Source organism: Rhodococcus sp. BE178 (genome assembly GCF_050433545.1).
Lineage (GTDB): Bacteria > Actinomycetota > Actinomycetes > Mycobacteriales > Mycobacteriaceae > Prescottella.
The window spans coordinates 21,354-42,015 of sequence record NZ_JBNPXA010000015.1 but is presented as its reverse complement, the minus strand read 5'-3'; the positions used below and the strand labels follow the sequence as shown (position 1 = coordinate 42,015).

The following is a 20,662-nucleotide window of genomic DNA, read 5'->3' as shown; positions in this document are numbered from 1 at the left end:
AAGCCCTCCCGGTAGAGCTGCTCGCGGGTATCCGATCAGGCGTCGACGGTGTAGCGGTGCACGCCCATCATCGTGTCCGCGTCGAGCCCCTCGGCCTCGGATTCGGTGCAGGCGTCCAGCATCGCGTCCACCGAGTCTGGATCCAGGTCGGTGCCGATCACGACCAGTTCGGTCCGACGGCGCTCGCCCGGGTTCCACCGCTGCGGATGGAACGCGATGTGGTCACCCACCACCTGCAGCAGGTACTTCTGTTGATGACCCCGCACGCCGAAGTACACGTACCCCTTGATCCGGTACACGCCCGCGGGCTGCTTCTCCAGGAAGCGGATGAGCCGACGCGGGTGCATCGGCAATTCGGACGCGAACGTGACGCTGTCGTAGAGCGTGTGGATGTGCGTGTCGTGATCGCCGCCGCATTCCCCGCAACCGGCGGCGTCTGCTGCGTCGGCGAGCAGATCGTCGAACGACAACTGTTGTCCCGGCCGGGGTTCGGGCCGCGGGGCACGGTCGAACAGCAGGCCGGGATCCACGCGCCCCTGCACGGTGGAGACCACAGCCGCCCGCGGATTGATCCCGCACACGTCGCCGAGAAGGGTGTCGTGGTCCTCCCCGCCGATGCGGTCCGTCTTGTTCAGCACGATCAGGTCGGCGATCGCGATGTGCTGGTCCAGTTCCGGATGCCGCGCCCGGCTGTTCTGGTACTCGGCACCGTCGACGAGCATGACGAGACCGCCGTACGTGATGTACGGGTTCTCACTGCCGAGTACCAGCCGAATCATGTTGCGCGGCTCCGCGAGTCCACTCGCCTCGACGACGATGACGTCGATCTCCGACGTCCGGTGCGCCAGCCGGTCCAGCATCGCGTCCATGTCGCTGACGTCCACCGCGCAGCACATACAGCCGTTGCTGAGCGCCATCATCGAATCGACTTGCCCCGCAACCATCATCGAGTCGATGTTGACCGAGCCGAAGTCGTTGACGATCACGCCGATCCGGGTGCCGCCGTTGTTGCGGAGCAGATGGTTGAGCAGGGTCGTCTTTCCCGACCCGAGGAAACCGGCCACGACGACGACAGGGATCGACCGCGGACCACGTTTCTTCGCCACTCCTCGATCCTCCGCGCCCCGAGTCACCTACATCACCGACCGGCCATGCTACTCGGTTGGGGCCGGTGTGTTTCCACTCGCGCGAGAGCCCATACAACAATGCCCCGGTCAAATGCCATATCGTTGGCGACATCGACGCACTCTCCCACCTGATCCGCACTCGCCCGGCGACCGAGCTTCTCGTGTCGTCGCCCTCCGAGGTCTCCAGGACCCTGGCCTCGCTGGCCACCGTCAACCCCTACTTCGTCGCCACCACAGGCGATCCCGGCCTGGGCGACTGGCGTCCGGCGAGTCGGCTGTACGACGAAGCGGACGCGCTCGCCGAGGTCGTCGGACATGTCGGAGCGCGCATCAGCTCGACGGAGTATCGCGTCGCGGCGTCGACGCTGTTCCTCGGGTATGCGGCGCGGTTGTGGTCGCTGGTGCTGGGCGGGGCCGTCCGTGATCGACGACTGCTGGACCTGGATCCGGCCGAGTTGCTGTGGCTCGACGACCACGGTCAGATCCGGTTGCACGTGCGCGAGCCTCGCGGCTGGGAGGGCGCAGATCTGGTGGATCTCGTGCGGGCGATGGTCCTCGACCGTCACCTCGAACCGATGGTCGACTCGATCCGGTCCGCCGAGCCGATGTCCGAGCGCCTGCTGTGGGGCAATGCGGCGTCCGCACTGATCGGGGCGGCGCGTGTGCTCGACGGCGACACCCGCACCGACGCCATCACCGTGACCGAGACGATCCTCCGTGATCCCCGCCTGACCGACACCGTCGACCGTGAGGGCGCGGGCTACCGACGTCGGAGCTGCTGCCTGTTCTATCGCACGCCGGTCTCCGGATACTGCGGCGACTGTGCGCTCACCGGTCCGAGCGAATCCGTCCACCACCAGGGGGACGAGTCGGTGTGACCACCGCAGGACCCGGCCACGCCACGATCGAGTTCGGCCGGTCGCACGTCCACCTGCGCACGGCTGACGCCCAGTCCGACGTCTCGAGAAATGGTCATTCGACCCAGCCGACGTGCTTCAGGCCACAAATTGCACTACAGTTCAAAAAGTTGCCCGACCCCCCCTGGGCAGCAACGGGCCCGCCCAGAATTCCCCCCTGCCTGGGCGGGCCGTCGGGTGGTGGCGCGTGAGACTACTCCGCGTCACCACCCGGCACCGTGTGCGAGGATCCGTCGATGATCCTCGAGCATGCACCACTGCAGGTGAGACCGGGACAGGCCGCCGCATTCGAAGCGGCGTTCAGCCAGGCCAGAACGATCATCTCGGCGATGAAGGGGTTCCGGCGCCTCACGCTCTCACGCTGCCTCGAACGCCCCGGCGCTTATCTCCTCCTGGTGGAGTGGGACACGCTCGAGGACCACACCGAAGGGTTCCGCGGATCGGCGGAGTACCAGGACTGGCGTCGGCTGCTGCACCACTTCTACGACCCGTTCCCCACCGTCGAGCACTACGCGCCCGTCGACGACGCCTGACACGCCCGCCACTGGCGCGGCGTGCAGGGACCGCCGGGGACGGCACCCGACCCTGCAGAATGAGCGCTCATGGAATCACTTGCCATCCTGAGTGACGTCGACGCCGGCGAGCTGCTGACCCTGCAGCGGGCCGCCTACGTCACCGAGGCACAGGCCCACCACGATCCGAACCTTCCGCCGTTGATGCAGACGTCGGAGGAGCTGCAGCGCGAGCTGCGGGACGACGCGGTGCTCGCCCTCGGACTGCGCGACGACTCGTCGCGACTGGTGGCAGCGGTGCGCGTCCGCATCGGGCAACCCGACCGCCGGACCGCCGAACTCGGCCGGCTGGTGGTCGCACCCGACATGCAGGGGCGGGGCCTGGGCAGCAGGCTACTGTCCCTCACCGAGCAGCATCTCCCGGAGTCGGTCACCGAGATGCGGTTGTTCACCGGCGAGTTCAGCAGCGGGAACCTGCGGCTGTACGCGCGGTTCGGCTATCACGAGACGCACCGCACCCCGACACTGTCCGGCTACGATCTTGTGCACCTCGCCAAGACCGTCGGCTGACGGCCGTCCGCGCCGATCGGCGATACGTAAAAACTCCGGGCCACGATCGTGATGATCGTGACCCGGAGTTTCGGAGTGGAGCTAAGGGGACTCGAACCCCTGACCCCCACACTGCCAGTGTGGTGCGCTACCAGCTGCGCCATAGCCCCGTGTTGAGTTGTTCTCTGCGCTTCGGGAGTGACTCCCTCGTGCTGAAAGAAAGTTACACCATCGCCGTCGCGGGCAACAAATCGCCTGGTCAGAGGAAAGCAGGCCGTGGGGGGGGGGCCCCGCGGGGGGGGGGCCACCGGTTGGTTGCTTTGGCACCGCCCCGCGCCGCGCCCCGCCCCCCCCGCGCCCCCCCCAGACACGCGCCCGGTGTCACCCCCCGGGTGTTAGGGGGGGGGGGCGGGGTGGGGGACCCCCCCGTTTTCTAAAATATAGTCACCCCGGCGCGGGCGCGCCAAACACCGCGGGGGTCCCGCGCCCCGCGGGGGGGGGGGCCCCCCCGGGGGGGGGCCCCCCACCACCGGGTCCTACTGCGTCACCTGCGACACCCAGTCGGGGTTGCCGAGCGCGTCGATCACTTCACCGTTGTGGACGACGGCCGGGGTGCCGGTCGCGCCGGACGCGGCGAGGGCCTGACGGCCGGTCTCGGCGTCCGCGGCAGCCTGCTGCATCCGCTCACCGCTGGTGATGCAGTTGACGGCGGCCTCGTTGGCGCCGGCGTCCTTCGCGAGCTTCGCGAGGTCCTCGTTGGAGAGGTCCGACTTGCCGTTCTCCGCGGGCTGGTTGGCCGGCGAGAACAGCTCGCCGTGGAACGTGGAGTACGCGATGGCGTCCCCGGTCTGGGCGACGCACTGCGACGCGGCGACCGCGCGCGTGGAGAAGTCACCGCTGGCCGAGAGCCGGTTGAGGAAGTTGAGGATGTGGTAGCGGACCGCGAGCTTGCCGTCGTCGACGGCCTGCGCCACCTCCTGGCCGTGCTTCTGCTCGAGCTGCGCGCAGAACGGGCACATCGGGTCCTCGAACACGTCGATCGTGTTCGTGACGTCGGGCAGGCCGAGGCGCACGACGCCGGCGTCCTCCATCGTCACCTGGACGGCGGAGTTCTGCACCCCCCCGTATCCCTCGTTCCGCGGCTTGTCGTTGTCCTTGGTCAACAGGATGCCGCCGATCACCAGCGCCGCGATCACGACGATCGCGAGACCGCCGACGATGTACGTGGCCTTGCTGGAGGTCGGTTGAGGGTTGTACTTGGCCGACTTCGGCTTCTTCGAACTCACTTCGCGTCCTTCGTCATAGGTGTGAGATCCGTTCGGGGAACTGACTGCGGCGCCTGCTCCATCATGTGGGCAGGCACAGCTCGACGACTACTCTGCCACCGCTGCCTGAGCGGGTACTGAGAGCGGTCCGCGGGAGCGCGGGCCGAGGGACAGCGGGCTCCGCGGGAACACCACCAGCCACACCGCCAGCGCCAGGAAGCCGACGTCGCGGGCGACCTCCCGCGCGTAGTCCCACCCGTCGACGTCGGCGACACCACCGCCGCCGAAGCAGCCGCAGTCGATCGACAGACCGCGCGCCCACACGGAGACGATGACACCGATCAGAACGAGCAGCGCGGCCGCCGACACGATGGCGGTCAGTCGCACACCCAGGCCGATCACCAGGAACAGTCCGAGCGCGATCTCGAACATCGGCATCGTGTACGCGACGGGACGGACGAGATCCTCGGGCAGCAACTGGTACGCGCGCACCGCGACGACGGTCTGGGTGGGGTCGATGAATTTGATCCATCCGGAGATCAGCCACACAGCCGCCAGACCGAAGCGCGCCAACAGGCTCACAATGCGTATCCACACGCCCCACACGCTACCGAACAGGTATGCCTCGGCTTTCTAGATCATGTGCGTTTTCGCAGCTAGATTCGGCTGTGTGAACGACTCTGCCCCCGATCCCGACACGTCGAACACGGCGTCCCCGGCCGCCCGGCCGCACGACTTCGACCACACGCATTCGGACGTCTCCGGCGGCTGGCTGCGCGCGGCGGTGTTCGGCGCAATGGACGGTCTGGTGACCAACACGTCGCTGATCGCGGGCGTCGGCGGCGCGGGCGTGGAAGCACACACGGTGATCCTCAGCGGTGTCGCAGGTCTGGTGGCCGGCGCATTCTCGATGGCGCTCGGCGAGTACACGTCGGTGTCGACGTCCAACGAGCAGATCGACGCCGAGGTGCGGGTCGAACGCCGGGCATTGCGCAGGCATCCCGAGGCGGAGGAGGCCGAGCTGGTCGAGACCTTCACCACAATGGGCATGAGCGAGCAGACGGCGACGGCCGCGGCCGCGGAGGTGCACGCCGACACCGAGCGTGCCGTCAACATCCACATCACCCACGAGCTGGGCGTCAACCCGCTGGAGAAGCCGTCACCGCTCGTGGCGGCCGGCTCGTCGTTCGTGATGTTCTCGATCGGCGCGATCATCCCGCTGATCCCCTACCTGCTGGGGTTCGAATCGCTGGTCGCGGGGCTCGCGGTGGGCGGCTTCGGTCTACTGCTCGCGGGCGCGCTCGCGGCGCACTTCACCGCCCAGTCCAGGATCCGTGGCGCACTCCGGCAGCTGGTGTTCGGTGCGATCGCGGTCGGTGCCACCTACGTGGTCGGCGCGCTCATCGGAATCGGTGTGCCCGGCTGACGCTGCATCCGACGCCTCCCCGTCGGTGTCGGTGTCGTCCGGCACCCGCCCCTTGGGCACCAGGAACCACAACACCATCGGCAACAGCATGATGGTCCCACTCACGGCCCAGGCCGCGCCGTAGGACCAGGCCTGCGCCACGATCCCGGCGACGAGCGGGCCGGCGAACGCGCCCACGTCGTTCATCATCTGGAACAGGGCCAGGACCGGGCCACCGCGCCGCTTGGACCCGACGACGTCGGCGACCGCGGCCTGCTGCGCCGGTCCCATCACACCCGACCCGATGCCGCACACCGCGGTCGCGATCAGGAATACGACGATGTTGTCGCTGGCCCCCATCGCGATCGTGGACACTCCGCAGATAGCCAGTCCGACGAGCATGAACGGCTTGCGGCCGATGCGGTCGGTCATCCGCCCCGCCTGCATCAGGACGGCGGCGTTGCCGAGCGCGAACACGGTGAGGGCGATCGCGGCCGTGGTGCCGTCGCCGTCGAGCATCTCGACGACGAACAACGGCACCAGCGAGATCCGGACACCGAAGATCACCCAGCCGGTGACCAGGTTCGCGCCGAGTGACGCCCGGAACATCGACGACTGGAGTCCCTCTCGGATCGTCATGATCGGCATCGCCCCGTGGACCTCCGGCGCGGCCAGGTGCGACTTGCGGAGCGCGAAGAACACGACGGTCGCGGCAACGAGCAGGGCGACCGCGTAGATGACGAACGGGACGCGCAGACCGAACCGCACGAGTGCGCCACCGAACAGCGGTCCCGTGATCGTGCCGATCAGGAACGCCGCCGAGTACACACCGGACACCCGCCCGCGGCCACCGGGTGGCGACATGCGGATCAGCAGGCCCAGTGCCGACACGGTGAACATCGTGGACCCGATGCCGCCGAGACCCCGGAACACCAGCAGCTGCCAGTAGTCCTGCGCGAACGCGCACGCCCCCGTCGAGACCGCGGTGATGATCAACCCTGCCAGATAGGTGGGCCGCTCCCCCAGCTTCTGCACCAGGGTGCCGCTCATCGGCGCGAAGATCAGCCGCATCAGCGCGAACGCGCTGATCACGGCACTGGCGGCGGTGACGCCGACGTCGAAGCTGCGGGCGAACTGCGGCAACGCGGGCGCCACGATGCCGAACCCGACGGCGACGATGAACGCCGACACGACGAGTACCCAGATCTCCTTGGGAAGTTTCGCCTCAGCGCTCGTCGAGGTAGACGTCAATTTTCTCATTGCCGATCAATCTATCGGCGCACTCGAACGGTGGTTCAGCCCAGTCCCAGTGCCCGGGAGACCACGTCCTGCGCCGCGGCCTGCACCTGCGCGAGATGGTCGGGGCCACGGAACGATTCGGCGTAGATCTTGTAGACGTCCTCGGTGCCGGACGGCCGCGCCGCGAACCAGGCGTTCTCGGTGGTGACCTTGAGCCCGCCGATCGCCGCACCGTTCCCGGGCGCCGACGTGAGCGTGGCCGTGACCGGTTCACCGGCCAGGTCGGTCGCGGTGACCTGTTCCGGCGACAGCTTCGACAGCACCGCCTTCTGGTCGCGGGTCGCGGGCGCGTCGATCCGCGCGTACGCGGGATCGCCGAACTGCCGGGTCAGTTCCCGGTACCGCGCCGACGGGCTCTGCCCGGTGACCGCGGTGATCTCGGCCCCGAGCAGCGCCAGCAGGATGCCGTCCTTGTCGGTGGTCCACACGGTGCCGTCGTGGCGCAGGAACGACGCCCCGGCGCTCTCCTCACCGCCGAAACCGAGCGAACCGTCCAGCAGTCCCGGAACGAACCACTTGAATCCGACCGGCACCTCGACGACGGGTCGGCCCAGCCCGCCGGCCACCCGGTCGATCATCGAGGAACTGACGAGGGTCTTGCCGACCTTCGTGGTCGGCGACCATCCCGCGCGGTACGTGTAGAGGTAGTCGATGGCGACCGCGAGGTAGTGGTTGGGGTTCATCAGCCCGCCGTCGGGGGTGACGATGCCGTGCCGGTCCGCGTCGGCGTCGTTACCGGTGGCGAGGTCGAACCGGTCCCGGGCAGCGATCAGCGACGCCATCGCGTACGGCGACGAGCAGTCCATCCGGATCTTGCCGTCACCGTCGAGGGTCATGAACCGCCACGTCGCGTCCACCAGGGGATTGACCACAGTCAGGTCGAGCCGGTGCCATTCGGCGATGGCGCCCCAGTAGTCGACCGATGCGCCGCCGAGCGGGTCGGCCCCGATCCGCAGGCCCGACGCCCGGATCGCGTCGAGGTCGAGCACGGTGGGCAGGTCGTCGACGTAGGCGGCGAGGAAGTCGTAGCGCCCGGCCGTCTCGAGCGCCCGCGCGAGCGGGACACGCGCGACGGCGGACAGTCCCGAGCGCAACAGGTCGTTGGCGCGGTCCGCGATCACGGTGGTCGCATCGCTGTCCGCGGGGCCGCCGTGCGGCGGGTTGTACTTGAAGCCGCCGTCGCGCGGCGGGTTGTGCGACGGTGTGACGACGATGCCGTCGGCCCGGGCGGCCGGACCGGACGCGTTGTGCCGCAGGATCGCGTGGCTGACCGCTGGCGTCGGGGTGTAGCCGTCGCGTGAATCGATCACCACCGCAACATCGTTGGCGACCAGAACCTCGAGCGCTGTCGCCCAGGCCGGCTCCGACAGCGCGTGCGTGTCGCGACCGAGGAACAGCGGACCGGTGATGCCCTGCGCGGCGCGGTATTCGACGATGGCCTGCGTCGTCGCGAGGATGTGGGCCTCGTTGAACGCCGAGTCGAGGCTCGAGCCTCGGTGTCCGGACGTCCCGAACACCACCTGTTGCAGCGGATCCGCCGGGTCGGGGGTGCGCGTGTAATAGGCGGACACCAGATGCGCCAGATCCTCCAGATCCTCCGGCAACGCCACCTGTCCCGCTCGTTCGTGCACCATCTGCCCCTCCGACTTCGACCCGATGAAACGCTGTGGAACGCTTCGGCTCCATCGTGCCAGGACCGGAGGCTACCGGCCGGTTCACGAGGTGATCCGAAACCCCGCCCACGCGAATCCGATACCGACGGCGAGACTGGCCGCGACATACACCGCAGACGTCACGGACCGCCGCACCCGGGTCAGACCGACAGCCTCGTTCGCGAACGTCGAGTATGTGGTGAGGCCCCCGCAGAAACCGGTGCCGAGCACTGCGAACACCGCCGCCGGCAGCGTCGCGCCCGCGAGCAGACCGAGGATCAGACAGCCGACGGCGTTCACGACGAACGTGGGCACCGGGAAGCTGCCGTACGAGTGCAGGTGTCGTCCGGCGAGATACCGCACACCCGCTCCGACGCCCCCACCGAGCGCGACCCACAACACCGTCACGACACCGACCCCCGACGCGTGTGCCACACCTCGCCTATCCCCATGCCGAGACGCGCGGCGAACAGCGCCGGCACCAACGTCGCGAGGAGGTACAGCACCGCGACGCCCGGGTTCTGCACGACATCGACCGCGAACGTCGAGAACGTCGTGAATCCGCCCAGCACCCCGACCCCGAGGAACAGCCGCCACAACCGGTCCGGTCCGACCATCGCCGCGAGCACTCCGAGGAGCAGCGAACCGACGACGTTGACCACGACGATGGTCCAGATACCGGGGAACTGCTGGGCCAGCAGGTAGCGCACACTCGCACCGATCGCCCCACCTGCCGCGACCACGGCCAGCGTCCGCGCCTCGGTCATCGCCCGCCGTCCTTCCCTTGCGGTCACCGCGCCTGTGAGTCGGTCCGGCCCGCGCGGGACCGACCGCGCGAACCCGGCGTCCGCGCCCTCATGATCATCGCCGCCACGAAGTATCGGCACGGTGATTGTCCGTCATTGACGAACCGGTGCGGGGCGTCCGCCTCGAAGTACAGCGTGTCCCCGGCGGCGAGCACCCATTCGCTGTCGCCGACGCCGACCGTGAGCCGGCCGTCGAGGACGTGCACGAACTCGTGCGAGTTGGGGGCGTACGCCGGGAAGTGCCCCGCGTCGCACCCTGGAAGACGCGGTCGGCGTACCGGTACTGCGTCGAGGAATCGATCTATCTGGCGCCGTGGGCCACCGGTCGACGGCTCGGCGGTGCGCTGCTCGACCGGACGCTCGCCGAATGCGCCCGCCTCGGCATCCGCGAGGTGATCGCGGTGCTGACGTCGGAGACCGGCGCGCCCGACTCCGGCTCGTGCCACCTGCACCGCAGGCGCGAGTTCGAGGTTGCCGGACGGCTGCTCGGCGTGGGGTTCGAACACGAGACGTCCCTCGACACGATCATCATGCAGCGCGCGCTACCCGATCATCCACGCGGCGGCAACGGCACGAAATAGCTGGTGCGCTGCTGGTAGTCACGGTACCCGGGCCGCTCGGCCATGTGCTGCTCGAGCAGGCGCGCACCGGTCGCGAAGACCAGGAAGTACGTCATCGCCAGCGGCGAGAGGATCGTGAGAACGCCGGGCCACGTCTGCGCGGCGACGAGGAAGATCCCCCACCACACGCACGCGTCGCCGAAGTAGTTCGGATGACGAGTCCAGCCCCACAGGCCGCGGTCCATGATCGTGCCGCGATTCGCCGGGTCCGCCTTGAACGCCGACATCTGTGCGTCCCCGACGGATTCGAACACGACCCCGACCGTCCACACGATCACGCCCAGTACGGTCAGCACCCCGCAGGGCCCGTGCGTGACGGCGGCGACCTGAACGGGCAGAGAGACGAACCAGAGCGCGATGCCCTGCGTGATGTAGATCTTGCGGATCGCGGTGAGCGTCCGGTTCCCGCCGGCGTCGTCGAGGAGCTTTTCGTAGCGCGGGTCCTCTCCGTGCCCGCGCGAGCGCCGCTCCATGTGTATCGCGAGCCGCAGTCCCCACACCGCAACGAGGCCGGCGAGCAGCCAGCGTCGCCACTCGTCGCCGTCGCCGAATGCCGCCGCAACCAGCGCGACGAGGACGAAGCCGACACCCCAGGACACGTCGACCACATTGTGCCGGGCCCGCCGGAACCCGAAGGCGGCGGTGACCACCATGAGGATGACGATCGCGATCACACTCGTGATGGTGACGAGCGCGAAACCGCCCCAATCGAAACCGTTCATCTCGAGACCATTCATCGCGCCGCCCATTCCGTCCGCACGTTCCCCACCTCGAGGCCCGCGGCCTCGACAAGTCCGACGGTCTCCCCCGGCCCGGTCGTCGTCATCACGCATCCCTCCGGTCGAGGACGATCTGCTGCACGTCGAGGTAGCCCGAGCGGAACCCGGCCTCCGAGTAGCAGAGGTAGAAGTGCCACATCCGGCGGAAGACGTCGTCGAATCCGAGCGCGGCGACGTCGTCCGCGTGCTCGGCGAACCGCTCGTCCCACAGCCGCAGCGTCCGCGCGTAGTGGTCGCCCATCGACAACCGTTGCCGCACGCGCAGGTTCGTCTGATGTTCGGTGATCTCCTCGATCGCCCGGACGGATGGCAGGAATCCGCCGGGGAAGATGTACTTGTGCACCCAGGTGTAGGTGTTGCGGGTGGCGAGCATCCGGTCGTGCGGCATCGTGATCGCCTGGATCGCGACTCGTCCACCGGGCGCCAGCACCCGATCGAGGGTGCGGAAGTAGGTGCCCCAGAACTGGTGCCCCACGGCCTCGATCATCTCCACCGACACCACCGCGTCGTACCGGCCGTCGACCCGCCGGTAGTCCAGCAGATCCACCTGTACCCGGTCGGCGTATCCGGCCTCGGCGATCCGCTTGCACGCCAGGTCCTGCTGCTCGGTGGACAACGTCACCGATCGAACGGTCGCGCCGCGGGCGGCCGCCCGGATCGCGAGTTCGCCCCAGCCCGTGCCGATCTCGAGCACCCGGCTGCCCTCGCGCACACCCGCACCGTCGAGCAGGTGGTCGATCTTGCGGTGCTGGGCCGAGACCAGGTCGTCCCACGACGGGACGGTCTCGTCGCGTCCGAACAGCGCACTGGAATAGGTCAGCGTGTCGTCGAGGAACAACCCGAACAACTCGTTCGACAGGTCGTAGTGGCGCGAGATGTTCGAGCGGGTGTTGCGGGTGGTGTTCTTCTCGCTGCCCGGCGGCTTCGGAATCACCATGCCCCGCAGGCGCTGCAATGGGCCCGGGATCAGCGTCGCGGCGCGGGCCGCGAACACCTCGAGCACCGCGGTGAGGTCGGGTGCCGACCAGTCACCGGCCATGTACGCCTCGCCGAAGCCGATCAGTCCACTCCGACCCACCCGCGCCGTGAAGTCACGCGGCCGGTGCACGAGCATGACCGGCGCATCCGGCGCGGCGGGATCGCCCAGGACGCGGCCGTCGGGGAACTCGACCCGGACAGGCAGTCGCGAGACGGCGTGCCGGAACAACCCGTCGGCGATCCGGCCGGCGGCCTGCGCTCGCGGCCCGCTCGGCACCCGGTGCAGATCTCCCCACATGCAGCGGCCCGTGGTCGAGTCGGGCGAGATCGAACTCCGGGTCGTGGCCCCGATCGTGGTCGCGGTCATCACACTGCCTCCTGTCGCTGATGCACGGGCCGAGGGCGTATCGGCAGCCCCCTCGCCCACAAGCGGATTCCCTGCCAACGGATCTGCGCGGCCACCCGCAACGGGGCCAGCGGCACCGCGAGCGCCGCCCGGAGGACCTCGCGCGTCGTCGCGTCCCGCCGTTCGCCGATCACGGTCGCCACGAACGGCGACTGCCCCTCACGCTCGAGGGAGATGACCAGCCGTAGCGCGGCGCCCGGGACCGGCAGGGTCATCCGGTACTCACCGTCGACGTCGTTGAACGGCGAGACGTAGAACTCCTTGGTGGCACGCGCGGCCCCCGCGCTGTCCGGCCGCAGCAGGTAGCAGTGCCGCTCACCGTAGGTGTTGTGCACCTCGGCGATCACGCAGACCGGTCGGCCGTCCGCGCCGTGGCACCAGAACACGCTGAGCGGATTGAACACGTATCCGAACACTCGAGCGTTGCTGAGCAGCAGCACCTTTCCGCCGTCCAGGTCGATCCCGTGCGCGGCGAGGAAGGCATCGACGTTCTGCCGCAGGGTCCGCGACAGATCGCCGAGGTGGTCGGAGGACGCGAATCCGGCGAGCGGCGCCAGCAGCCTCGGAAGGTGCGGAAGGCGCGGCAGGTTGTCGACGTCGACCAGCCAGCTGTAGCTGCGATAGCGGAAGACGTTGTGCAGCGGGGCGGTTCGTACGTGTCTGATCACGGTCCGGTAGATCGCCGGCGTCTCGGGAATCGACTGTGTGGTCATGTCCAGCGCCCTCCGACACTCTCCGCGGCGCGCAGTCCGGACAGCGCGCCGTCCTCGTGAAAGCCCCAGCCGTGGTAGGCGCCGGCGAACGCCACGACGTGGTCGCTCAGCTCGGGCAGCCGGCGCTGCGCGGCGAGCGAGGCAGGCGTGTACTGCGGGTGCTCGTAGACCATGGTGTCGAGCACCAGGTCCGGATCGACGACGTCCTTGCCGCCCAACGTCACCAGGTAGCGCTCGCCGGTGTCGGGTAGTTGCTGCAGCCGCGTCATGTCGTAGCTCACCAGCACCTGCTCGGGCCGCGCGGCGCAGAAGGGGATCCGGTAGTTCCACGACGCGCGGGCCCGCGACCTGCGCGGCAACACCGATTGGTCGGTGTGCAACTGGGTGTGGTTGACCGAATACGGCATCGCGCCCAGCACCTCGTGCTGCAGCGGAGTGGGCGCCGCGAGCATCTTCAGCGCCTGCAGCGGGTGGGTGGCGACCACCACCGCGTCGAACCGGCGCAGCCGGTCTGCGTCGTCGCGGATCTCGACATGATCCGCGTGCCGGTGTACGGCCCGCACGGGCGTCGAGACCCGCACGTCGTCGATGTGGTCGGCGATGCGGCGCACGTATTCGGCGCTGCCACCGCGCACGGTCCGCCAGGTGGGCGAACCTCCGACACCGAGCATTCCGTGGTGGTCGAGGAACGTGAACAGGTAGCGGGCCGGATACTGCAGCGCGGTCTGCGGGTCGCACGACCACACTGCCGACACGAGCGGCGTCATGAAGTGCGCGACGAAGTAGGGAGCGAAGCCTCCGGTCGCGAGGAAGTCACCGAGCGTGATCTCGTCGGCGTCCCCGTCCTCCAGCAGGGCGGATGCCCGGCGGTGGAAGCGCTTGACCTCGAGCAGCATCCGCACGTACTCCCCGCGCAGCAGAGTCGACACGGTGGGCGCCAGCCCGCGCAGGCCTTGGCCGCCCGAGTACTCGAGCCCGCAGCCGTCGCAGCGCACCGACATGCTCATGTCCGAGTCCTGCGTAGGCACATCGAGTTCGGCGAACAGGCGAAGCAGGGTCGGGTAGGTGCGGTCGTTGTGGACGATGAAACCGGTGTCCACCGCCAGACCGTCACCCACCGGTGTACGCACCCGATGAGTGTCCGCGTGGCCACCGAGGCGTCCGTCCGCCTCGTAGAGCGTGACGTCCGCGTCCTTCGCCATCACCCAGGACGCGGTCAGCCCGGCCACACCTGCACCGACCACCGCAATCCGCCGTCTCTCGCCGCTACCTGTCACGACCACCCGTCCCTCCGCCGCTGTCCTGCTGTCACGAGGCATTCGGAGGCGACAGGCGCCGCGATTGGTCCAGAACGAAATCGACCACGATCCGGTCCACAGCCCAGCGTGTAGCGTTGAGGTATCGCGCAGCACTTCACGTCGAGCGTTCTGCTCACACGGGCCGCGATTGGAAATTAGCGGCCGATTCGCGGCCACACCAGGAGCGTCAGGTGACGCACACTTCTACCCGCTCGGACCTGAAACGTACCGCGGCTTCCCCCGAGGACGGACAGCCGTTCCCGACACCGACCCGAACCCCGCGACTGCTTCTGCGGACGGGCGGACCGCGCGACGTCGACGGGGTCTGGTGGCCGCGCACTCGGAACCTCACGGCCGAACTGCACGATCTGATCACCAAACTCACCCCGAGTCTCGGCGCCGTCGCGAGCATCCGATTCGGCTGGAACTCCGTCAGCATGATGCAGCGGCGAATCGACATCGACGACGGCGTCGAGATCACCGGCCCCGAGACGGGCCAGCCGGGCAACGTTCTGCGCGTCTACGGGCGAGGCGGCCGCCACCTCGACCTCGTCGTCGTGCGTCCCGGACTCGACACCCACTACGGGTATCAGCTCATGCGCCGGGTCGTCGATCCGTCCTGGGCCCGGCCGCCGGTACACGCGTCCGCGGCAGTCCCGGAGGAACACGGACGGCCCCCCGCTTGACCCCACCGCCGAGACAGCAAAAGGGCCCGGTCGGAAGGCGATTACCTTCTGACCGGGCCCGTTTGGTGGAGCTGCCGGGAATCGAACCCGGGTCCTCCGCCGCTTTGCCAGGGCTTCTCCGTGTGCAGTTCGCTATGTCTCTACTTGGATCTCCCGGTCTCGCGAACAAGCCGTGATGACGATCCCAGTCGCTGTTGGATGTCCCGCCCCACTCCGCGACCGAGTGGAACGGTAGAGCCCTCTAGCTGATGCCAGGGTCCGGGGCGAGGGCACACCCGGTCTGACAGACACGCAGTCGCTACTTAGGCAGCGAGGGCGTAGTCGCGCTGATTGGAATCGGCGCTTATTGGTTTGCAGCGACGCTTACGGTGGTCTCTTGCCTGCACCGACACGCTTCCCCTGACTCAACGTACGCAGTCGAAACCGTTCAGCCCCGTACGTCCCCGCGTCTCTCGCGGGGCTACTTACTTTAACCCGCGCGGGCGCGCGAATCATCCCAATTATCGCCGACCGGTTCGAACCACTCCCCGGCACCCCCACGACAGATCACCCCATCTGCGCATTTCCCCGTTCCGGGTCGCCTCGTTCCGTTAATGTCGTGCCCCGAGACGGCCGGTCGAGTGACGTTCGCCACTCGCTACTCGTACGGGGGAAACAGGGTATGAGTTCGTTCGCACGTCGATTGATGTCCGCTGCCACGCTCGCGATCGCGGCCGTGGTGGTGGGCACCCTCGCGTCACCAGCCTCGGCAGGCGCGGAGCCCGCCTACCCCACCCCGTACAGCGACCCCTTCTACGCCGCCCCACCCGACATTGCGTCGAAGGCGCCGGGCGACGTCCTCGAGAGCCGGCGCGCGGACACGTGGATCCTGCCCGGCACCGAGGTGTGGCAGATCAAGTACCGGTCGACCAACTCGGCCGGTCGACCCATCCCGGCGGTGACCACGGTGATCAAGCCGGTGGGCGCACCCGCCGACATGCCGGTCCTGTCGTATCAGGCGATCGTCAACTCCCTGGGGTTGCGATGCGCGCCGTCTGCGGCCCTGTTCACCGGCGAGATCAAGGACGCGTTCGGCATTCCCCTGGCGCTCGCAATGGGGTGGGCGCTCGCCATTCCCGATCACCTGGGCCCCGACAGTGCGTACGGCGCGGCCAAGCTCGGCGGCATGATCACGCTCGACGGGGTTCGCGCCGTCAAGCGCCTGCCCGAGCTGCGCCTGGGCGGCAGCCCGGTCGCCCTCGCCGGATACTCCGGCGGCGGCATGGCCACGGCCTGGGCCGCAGCCCTCAACCCCACATACGCCCCGGACGTGAAACTTGCGGGTGTCGCACAGGGCGGCGTTCCGGCGAGCATCGAGGAGATGGCCGTGGGGCTGGGCCTGGCCGACCGGCACCCCGGCTTCGGTCTCGGCTTCGCCGCGGCGGTGGGTCTCGAGCGGGAGTACCCGGATCGTCTCCCGCTCGGCTCCCAGCTCAGCCCCGCCGGGATCGCGCTGCGCGACGAACTCAAGGACGAGTGCCGCACCCTGATCATCGCGAAGGGCCTGCTGCACAGCGTCAGCGAGGTCGCGAAGTCCACAAGCCTGATCCAGGACGAGGACGTGCGCGCGGTGATGCGTGAGAACAGTCTCGTCGACTTCCCGGGCGTGCCGACCGCGCCGGTGTTCATGTGGCACGGCGCGTCCGACGAGCTCACGCCGTTCCGGTCCGTGGCCGCGACCGCCGACCGGTACTGCAAGGCCGGTGCGACGCTCGAGTTCCACGCCTACCCCATCGCCGAACACATGACGAACGCCGTCGTCGGCCTGCCCGAAGCCTTCATGTATCTGAAGGATCGCTTCGCCGGCCTGCCCGCTCCGAGCAACTGCTGACCCCGGCAGAACCGTTTACGCCAGGTCGCGAATCGTATATGTCCATCCCTCGAGATTCGTTCGCCGAAACACCTGGACGGTCGTTCAGGTTCCCCTAGCCTGCTCGCCAGATAGCTGACGCCTGCGCTCGTGAGGGGACTTCCGCCGATGAAAACTCGATTCAGATTCGTTCGACGGAGGGCATTACCGCTTCTCGCTGCTGCCGTGGCATTCACCGTCGCCGGCGCCGCGGCAGCGGTGTCGGTCCCGTTGTCGCCGAACCCGACCGAACCCGGACCGCCCACCGATCCCGTCTACGGACTCGCGGGCGGTTGCTACACGCTCACCTCCGACGTGTCCCCCGGATTCGTCACGCGGGACGGCGACGGCTTCCGCACCGGCGCCGACGTCGACTCCGCGTCCCGCTTCCGGATGCAGGCCGCGCAGCTGGGCCGGTTCCTGTTCTTCGGCGCCGACACCGCGATGCTCGCCGGCGAGTCCGGCCGGGTCTTCGCGTCGCCGCAGGCCACTCCGGCCGCCGACTGGGCACTGACGTTCACTGACGGCGCCTACACCGCCACGGCCGTCACCACCGGCAAGCAGTTGAGCGTGGGCCGGTCCGACGGTCGCCTGACCATCACCGATCCCGGCGCCGACCCCGAGGCGGGACGCTTCCGTCTCGCGGCCGCCGACGGCTGCGCCGACTTCCCTGAGGCGGAGGTGAACGCCACCGGGATGCCCGTCGGAGCGACAGCGGACGGCGAGGTACGGGGGTTCATCGACGCGCACGTCCACATGAACGCCAACGAATTCATCGGCGGCAGCATCCGCTGCGGCGAGCCGTACTCCCCGCTGGGAGTCGCCGTCGCGCTGCAGGATTGCGAGGACCACAAGCCGGACGGGCTGCCCGCGCTGCTCGAGAACGTGCTCTCCCACGGCAACCCGTTCGAGTCGCACGACACGACGATGTGGCCGAGCTTCGCCGACGTCCCGTCGTACGACTCGATGACCCACGAGCAGACGTACTACCGCTGGGTGGAGCGCGCGTGGCGCGGCGGGCTGCGGATCTTCACGAACCTGCTCGTCTCGAATCGCGTGCTGTGTGAGCTGTATCCGCTGCGCAGCAACCCGTGCGACGAAATGGAGACGGTCCGGATCGAGGCCCGGCAGGCCCACGAGATCCAGGACTACGTCGACGCGCAGTACGGCGGACCGGGCCGTGGTTGGTTCCGGATCGTCAGCTCCCCGCAGCAGGCCCGCGAGGTGGCGGCGTCGGGCAAGCTCGCCGTCACACTCGGGATGGAGATCTCCGAGCCGTTCGGCTGCGGGCTGTCGGGCGGCGTCCCGCAGTGCACCGAGCAGGACATCGACGCCGGCCTCGACGAGCTGTACGCGATGGGCGTGCGGCAGGTGATCCTGACCCACAAGTTCGACAACGCGTTCGGCGGAGTGCGCTTCGACGAGGGACTGACCGGCACCGCGGTCAACATCGGCAACTTCCTGGGCACCGGCGAGTTCTGGAAGGCCGAGCAGTGCACCGGAGTCGCGACCGACAACCCGATCGGCAACGTCGGCGACGACGTCGTGGAGTTGGCGAAGTCACTGCCGCCGGGGGTCACGCTGCCCGTGTACCCAGAGGGTGACGTCTGCAACGCGCGGGATCTGAGTCCGCTCGGCGAGCACGCGATCCGCGCGATGATGCAGCGCGGCATGATCGTCGACATCGACCACATGGGCGTCAAGACCGCCGACTCGGCGCTGCGGATCCTCGAAGAGGCGAAGTATTCCGGCGTGGTGTCGAGCCACGGGTGGACCGACGCGTCGAACTACCCGCGGATCTACAAGCTCGGCGGGTTCGTGGCGTCGTACGCGGGGCCGTCGGAGAACTTCGTCAAGGAGTGGCGAGAGGCGCGGCAGGGACGCGACGACGACTACTACTTCGGCTACGGCTACGGTGCCGACACCAACGGCTTCGGTTCGCAGCCGGCGCCGCACAAGGACGGCACGCGCGGGGTCGAGTACCCCTACACTACGTTCGACGGCGGCACGGTGATGGATCAGCAGCGAGCCGGCACCCGCGTGTTCGACTTCAACACCGACGGTCTGGCGCAGTACGGCATGATCCCCGACTGGATCGAGGACATGCGCGTGTATGCCGGCGACGACGGTGCGCAGTTCATGGACGACATGTCCCGCGGCGCCGAGGCGTACCTGCAGATGTGGGAGCGCGTCGCGAAGTAGGGCAGACATAGAAGCAACGGTGGCCGCCTCCCGTTCGGGAGGCGGCCACCGTCGTCAGTTCACCGGGAACTCGGTCAGCGCATGCCCTTGACGCGGCGCCCGAGCTCGCGCGTCACCTCGCGTTCGGCGGTGCGGCGCGCCAGATCCTGACGCTTGTCGTAGTCCTGCTTGCCCTTCGCGAGCGCCAGCTCGACCTTGACCTTGCCGTCGGAGAAGTACATCGACAGCGGCACCAGCGTCTGGTTGCCCTCGCGGGTCTTGCCCACCAGATGCTCGATCTCGCGCTTGTGCAGCAGCAGCTTGCGGGTGCGCCGGGGCGAGTGGTTGGTCCACGTGCCCTGCGTGTACTCCGGGATGTGCAGTGCGCGCAGCCACACCTCGCCGTCGTCGACGGTGGCGAAGGCGTCCACCAGGGAGGCCTTGCCCTCGCGCAAGCTCTTCACCTCGGTACCCAGCAGGGCGACGCCGGCCTCGTAGGTGTCGATGATGGTGTAGTTGTGTCGCGCCTTACGGTTGGTCGCGATGACCTTGCGGCCCTTCTCTTTCACGTGCGGGCCCTCACAGTCCTCGTTCCGCCGTCACTCTTCGTACCGCTCCAGCATAGGAGCTTGCGCAAGCCGATAACGCCGCACTACTCCCGGACGTACAGGCGCAGTGCGATGTACGCGGTGATCGCGGCCATGCCGGCACCGACGATCACCACGAACGGCGACACCAGCAGCACGTCACTGTTGGAGATCCGGGCCACGATATTGGCGTCGTAGATGTCGCCGAGGACGTCGTCGATGAACATGTTCTTCGCGGTGAACAGCCCGGCGATCGCCAGGACCGAACCGATCAGCGAGGCGACCACGGCCTCGAGCAGGAACGGCAGCTGCGTGTACCAGCGGGTGGCGCCGACCAGACGCATGATGCCGACCTCTGTGCGGCGGGTCAGCGCGGCGACCTGAACCATGTTGGCGATCAGGAAGATCGCGGCGATGGCCTGCACGACGGCGATCGCGAACGCCGCGTTGCGGACACCGCCGAGGACGCTGAACAGGCGGTCGACCAGCTCCCGCTGATTGAGGATGCTCTCGATGCCGGGACGCGCCGCGAACTCGTCGTTGATGACACCGAAGCGCTCCGCATCGCTGAGCTTGACCTTGAACGAGGCCGGGAAGCTCTCCGGGCTCACCAGGGACGCCAGTTCCGGGTTGTCCTTGAACACCCGGTCGGTGGCGTCGGCGACGGCGTCGTCGCGGTTGAGGTACTGCACCGAGACCACCGAATCGGTGTTCTCGAGATCGCTGCGGATGCCGCGGCAGATGTCCGCCGCACAATCCGGGTCGGACGCGGAGATGTCGTCGGTGAGGAACAGCTGCACCTCGACGCGGTCCAGGAAGATCTGCTGGGTCTTGTCGGCCATCTGCACGACCAGCAGACCGCCGCCGAACAGTCCGAGCGAGATCGCGGTGGTCAGGATCATCGCGACGGTCATCGTGAGGTTGCGGCGCAGGCCGGTCAGGACCTCACTGAAAATGAAACTGGCACGCATCGGGGAATCGCAGTCCTTGAGTC

The 20,662-nt window shown here is 68.4% G+C and carries 21 protein-coding genes, 1 tRNA gene, 1 other RNA gene and 1 pseudogene; 8 read left to right on the top strand and 16 right to left on the bottom strand.

All coding sequences use genetic code 11. The features are described 5' to 3' along the window. Positions 1-35: 35 nt before the first annotated feature. A complete protein-coding gene (locus J2X34_RS22490; protein ID WP_174911771.1) occupies positions 36-1,106 on the bottom strand; it encodes a CobW family GTP-binding protein in 1,071 nt (356 codons plus the stop codon). 182 nt (positions 1,107-1,288) lie between these two features. Between J2X34_RS22490 and J2X34_RS22485 the strand changes: the two genes are divergently transcribed. The 3 genes from J2X34_RS22485 (at position 1,289) to J2X34_RS22475 (ending at position 3,126) form a co-directional block, all read left to right on the top strand. Then, positions 1,289-2,005, top strand: coding sequence for a (2Fe-2S)-binding protein (locus J2X34_RS22485; protein ID WP_174911774.1), 717 nt, complete (start codon positions 1,289-1,291; stop codon positions 2,003-2,005). Positions 2,006-2,280: 275 nt separating this feature from the next. Beyond that, positions 2,281-2,577 carry an antibiotic biosynthesis monooxygenase family protein gene (locus J2X34_RS22480; protein WP_114722616.1) on the top strand — a complete coding sequence of 99 codons (297 nt, stop codon included), beginning with the start codon at positions 2,281-2,283 and terminating at the stop codon, positions 2,575-2,577. Positions 2,578-2,646: 69 nt separating this feature from the next. Next, entirely contained in the window at positions 2,647-3,126 is a 480-nt protein-coding gene (locus tag J2X34_RS22475) for a GNAT family N-acetyltransferase (RefSeq protein ID WP_174911777.1), read from the top strand. 76 nt (positions 3,127-3,202) lie between these two features. Here J2X34_RS22475 and J2X34_RS22470 read toward each other — a convergent pair. The 3 genes from J2X34_RS22470 to J2X34_RS22460 form a co-directional block, all read right to left on the bottom strand. Next, positions 3,203-3,275: transfer RNA gene (locus J2X34_RS22470), tRNA-Ala, on the bottom strand. A 366-nt stretch (positions 3,276-3,641) separates the two neighbouring features. Further along, positions 3,642-4,391, bottom strand: a complete 750-nt coding sequence (locus J2X34_RS22465; protein ID WP_114722567.1) for a DsbA family protein — start codon at positions 4,389-4,391, stop codon at positions 3,642-3,644. 87 nt (positions 4,392-4,478) lie between these two features. Then, positions 4,479-4,967 carry a MauE/DoxX family redox-associated membrane protein gene (locus J2X34_RS22460; RefSeq protein ID WP_114722617.1) on the bottom strand — a complete coding sequence of 163 codons (489 nt, stop codon included), beginning with the start codon at positions 4,965-4,967 and terminating at the stop codon, positions 4,479-4,481. Positions 4,968-5,040: 73 nt separating this feature from the next. On the opposite strand from J2X34_RS22460, the gene J2X34_RS22455 reads away from it, so the two are divergent. Next, complete coding sequence (locus J2X34_RS22455) at positions 5,041-5,796, top strand: VIT1/CCC1 transporter family protein (RefSeq protein ID WP_254622592.1); 756 nt, start codon at positions 5,041-5,043, stop codon at positions 5,794-5,796. Positions 5,797-5,835: 39 nt separating this feature from the next. On the opposite strand, the pseudogene J2X34_RS22450 reads toward J2X34_RS22455, so the two are convergent. The 5 genes and pseudogenes from J2X34_RS22450 to J2X34_RS22430 form a co-directional block, all read right to left on the bottom strand. Continuing rightward, positions 5,836-7,035 (bottom strand): annotated as a pseudogene (locus tag J2X34_RS22450) (MFS transporter); the annotation flags it as partial. A gap of 35 nt (positions 7,036-7,070) precedes the next feature. Further along, positions 7,071-8,708 (bottom strand): phosphoglucomutase (alpha-D-glucose-1,6-bisphosphate-dependent), encoded by a 1,638-nt coding sequence (gene pgm / locus J2X34_RS22445; RefSeq protein ID WP_174911782.1) that lies wholly within the window; start codon positions 8,706-8,708, stop codon positions 7,071-7,073. An 81-nt stretch (positions 8,709-8,789) separates the two neighbouring features. Continuing rightward, positions 8,790-9,134: a fluoride efflux transporter CrcB gene (gene crcB, locus J2X34_RS22440; protein WP_114722618.1), complete on the bottom strand. Its 345-nt coding sequence runs from the start codon at positions 9,132-9,134 to the stop codon at positions 8,790-8,792. After that, positions 9,131-9,493 (bottom strand): fluoride efflux transporter FluC, encoded by a 363-nt coding sequence (locus J2X34_RS22435; RefSeq protein WP_114722571.1) that lies wholly within the window; start codon positions 9,491-9,493, stop codon positions 9,131-9,133. Before J2X34_RS22435 ends, crcB begins: the two co-directional genes overlap by 4 nt. 23 nt (positions 9,494-9,516) lie before the next feature. Next, the gene (locus J2X34_RS22430) at positions 9,517-9,738 is read right to left on the bottom strand and encodes a cupin domain-containing protein (RefSeq protein WP_220181929.1); all 222 of its coding nucleotides are present in this window, start codon (positions 9,736-9,738) and stop codon (positions 9,517-9,519) included. On the opposite strand from J2X34_RS22430, the gene J2X34_RS22425 reads away from it, so the two are divergent. After that, complete coding sequence (locus J2X34_RS22425) at positions 9,640-10,113, top strand: N-acetyltransferase family protein (RefSeq protein WP_429519845.1); 474 nt, start codon at positions 9,640-9,642, stop codon at positions 10,111-10,113. The genes J2X34_RS22430 and J2X34_RS22425 overlap by 99 nt on opposite strands. Here the strand turns inward: J2X34_RS22425 and J2X34_RS22420 are convergent. The 4 genes from J2X34_RS22420 to J2X34_RS22405 form a co-directional block, all read right to left on the bottom strand. Continuing rightward, positions 10,083-10,874 (bottom strand): DUF1295 domain-containing protein, encoded by a 792-nt coding sequence (locus J2X34_RS22420; RefSeq protein WP_114722619.1) that lies wholly within the window; start codon positions 10,872-10,874, stop codon positions 10,083-10,085. The two genes, J2X34_RS22425 and J2X34_RS22420, sit on opposite strands and share 31 nt — an antisense overlap. Before the next feature lie 103 nt (positions 10,875-10,977). Then, the gene (locus tag J2X34_RS22415) at positions 10,978-12,207 is read right to left on the bottom strand and encodes a class I SAM-dependent methyltransferase (RefSeq protein WP_429519887.1); all 1,230 of its coding nucleotides are present in this window, start codon (positions 12,205-12,207) and stop codon (positions 10,978-10,980) included. A 68-nt stretch (positions 12,208-12,275) separates the two neighbouring features. Further along, the gene (locus J2X34_RS22410; RefSeq protein WP_114722574.1) at positions 12,276-13,028 is read right to left on the bottom strand and encodes a DUF1365 domain-containing protein; all 753 of its coding nucleotides are present in this window, start codon (positions 13,026-13,028) and stop codon (positions 12,276-12,278) included. Next, positions 13,025-14,347 carry an NAD(P)/FAD-dependent oxidoreductase gene (locus J2X34_RS22405; protein ID WP_174911793.1) on the bottom strand — a complete coding sequence of 441 codons (1,323 nt, stop codon included), beginning with the start codon at positions 14,345-14,347 and terminating at the stop codon, positions 13,025-13,027. Before J2X34_RS22405 ends, J2X34_RS22410 begins: the two co-directional genes overlap by 4 nt. A gap of 170 nt (positions 14,348-14,517) precedes the next feature. Between J2X34_RS22405 and J2X34_RS22400 the strand changes: the two genes are divergently transcribed. Then, positions 14,518-15,012 (top strand): DUF5994 family protein, encoded by a 495-nt coding sequence (locus J2X34_RS22400; protein ID WP_181818821.1) that lies wholly within the window; start codon positions 14,518-14,520, stop codon positions 15,010-15,012. Between the two features lie 63 nt (positions 15,013-15,075). Here the strand turns inward: J2X34_RS22400 and ssrA are convergent. Further along, positions 15,076-15,447, bottom strand: a transfer-messenger RNA (tmRNA) gene (gene ssrA / locus J2X34_RS22395). A gap of 226 nt (positions 15,448-15,673) precedes the next feature. Here ssrA and J2X34_RS22390 point away from each other — a divergent pair. After that, positions 15,674-16,882, top strand: a complete 1,209-nt coding sequence (locus tag J2X34_RS22390; RefSeq protein ID WP_114722575.1) for a lipase family protein — start codon at positions 15,674-15,676, stop codon at positions 16,880-16,882. A gap of 204 nt (positions 16,883-17,086) precedes the next feature. Then, complete coding sequence (locus J2X34_RS22385; RefSeq protein WP_429519844.1) at positions 17,087-19,102, top strand: peptidase; 2,016 nt, start codon at positions 17,087-17,089, stop codon at positions 19,100-19,102. Positions 19,103-19,176: 74 nt separating this feature from the next. Here the strand turns inward: J2X34_RS22385 and smpB are convergent, their stop codons facing one another. Both smpB and ftsX read right to left on the bottom strand, forming a co-directional pair. After that, positions 19,177-19,650, bottom strand: coding sequence for an SsrA-binding protein SmpB (gene smpB, locus J2X34_RS22380; protein WP_114722577.1), 474 nt, complete (start codon positions 19,648-19,650; stop codon positions 19,177-19,179). 83 nt (positions 19,651-19,733) lie between these two features. Continuing rightward, positions 19,734-20,639, bottom strand: a complete 906-nt coding sequence (gene ftsX / locus J2X34_RS22375) for a permease-like cell division protein FtsX (RefSeq protein ID WP_114722578.1) — start codon at positions 20,637-20,639, stop codon at positions 19,734-19,736. Positions 20,640-20,662 lie beyond the last annotated feature (23 nt).

Coding starts and splice junctions, on each gene's coding strand:
- J2X34_RS22480 (WP_114722616.1), top strand. CDS start 2,281: ATGATCCTCGAGCATGCACCACTGCAGGTGAGACCGGGACAGGCCGCC.
- J2X34_RS22475 (WP_174911777.1), top strand. CDS start 2,647: ATGGAATCACTTGCCATCCTGAGTGACGTCGACGCCGGCGAGCTGCTG.
- pgm (WP_174911782.1), bottom strand. CDS start 8,708: ATGGTGCACGAACGAGCGGGACAGGTGGCGTTGCCGGAGGATCTGGAG.
- J2X34_RS22435 (WP_114722571.1), bottom strand. CDS start 9,493: ATGACCGAGGCGCGGACGCTGGCCGTGGTCGCGGCAGGTGGGGCGATC.
- J2X34_RS22420 (WP_114722619.1), bottom strand. CDS start 10,874: ATGAACGGTTTCGATTGGGGCGGTTTCGCGCTCGTCACCATCACGAGT.
- J2X34_RS22415 (WP_429519887.1), bottom strand. CDS start 12,207: ATGTGGGGAGATCTGCACCGGGTGCCGAGCGGGCCGCGAGCGCAGGCC.
- J2X34_RS22410 (WP_114722574.1), bottom strand. CDS start 13,028: ATGACCACACAGTCGATTCCCGAGACGCCGGCGATCTACCGGACCGTG.
- J2X34_RS22405 (WP_174911793.1), bottom strand. CDS start 14,347: ATGCCTCGTGACAGCAGGACAGCGGCGGAGGGACGGGTGGTCGTGACA.
- J2X34_RS22390 (WP_114722575.1), top strand. CDS start 15,674: ATGAGTTCGTTCGCACGTCGATTGATGTCCGCTGCCACGCTCGCGATC.
- ftsX (WP_114722578.1), bottom strand. CDS start 20,639: ATGCGTGCCAGTTTCATTTTCAGTGAGGTCCTGACCGGCCTGCGCCGC.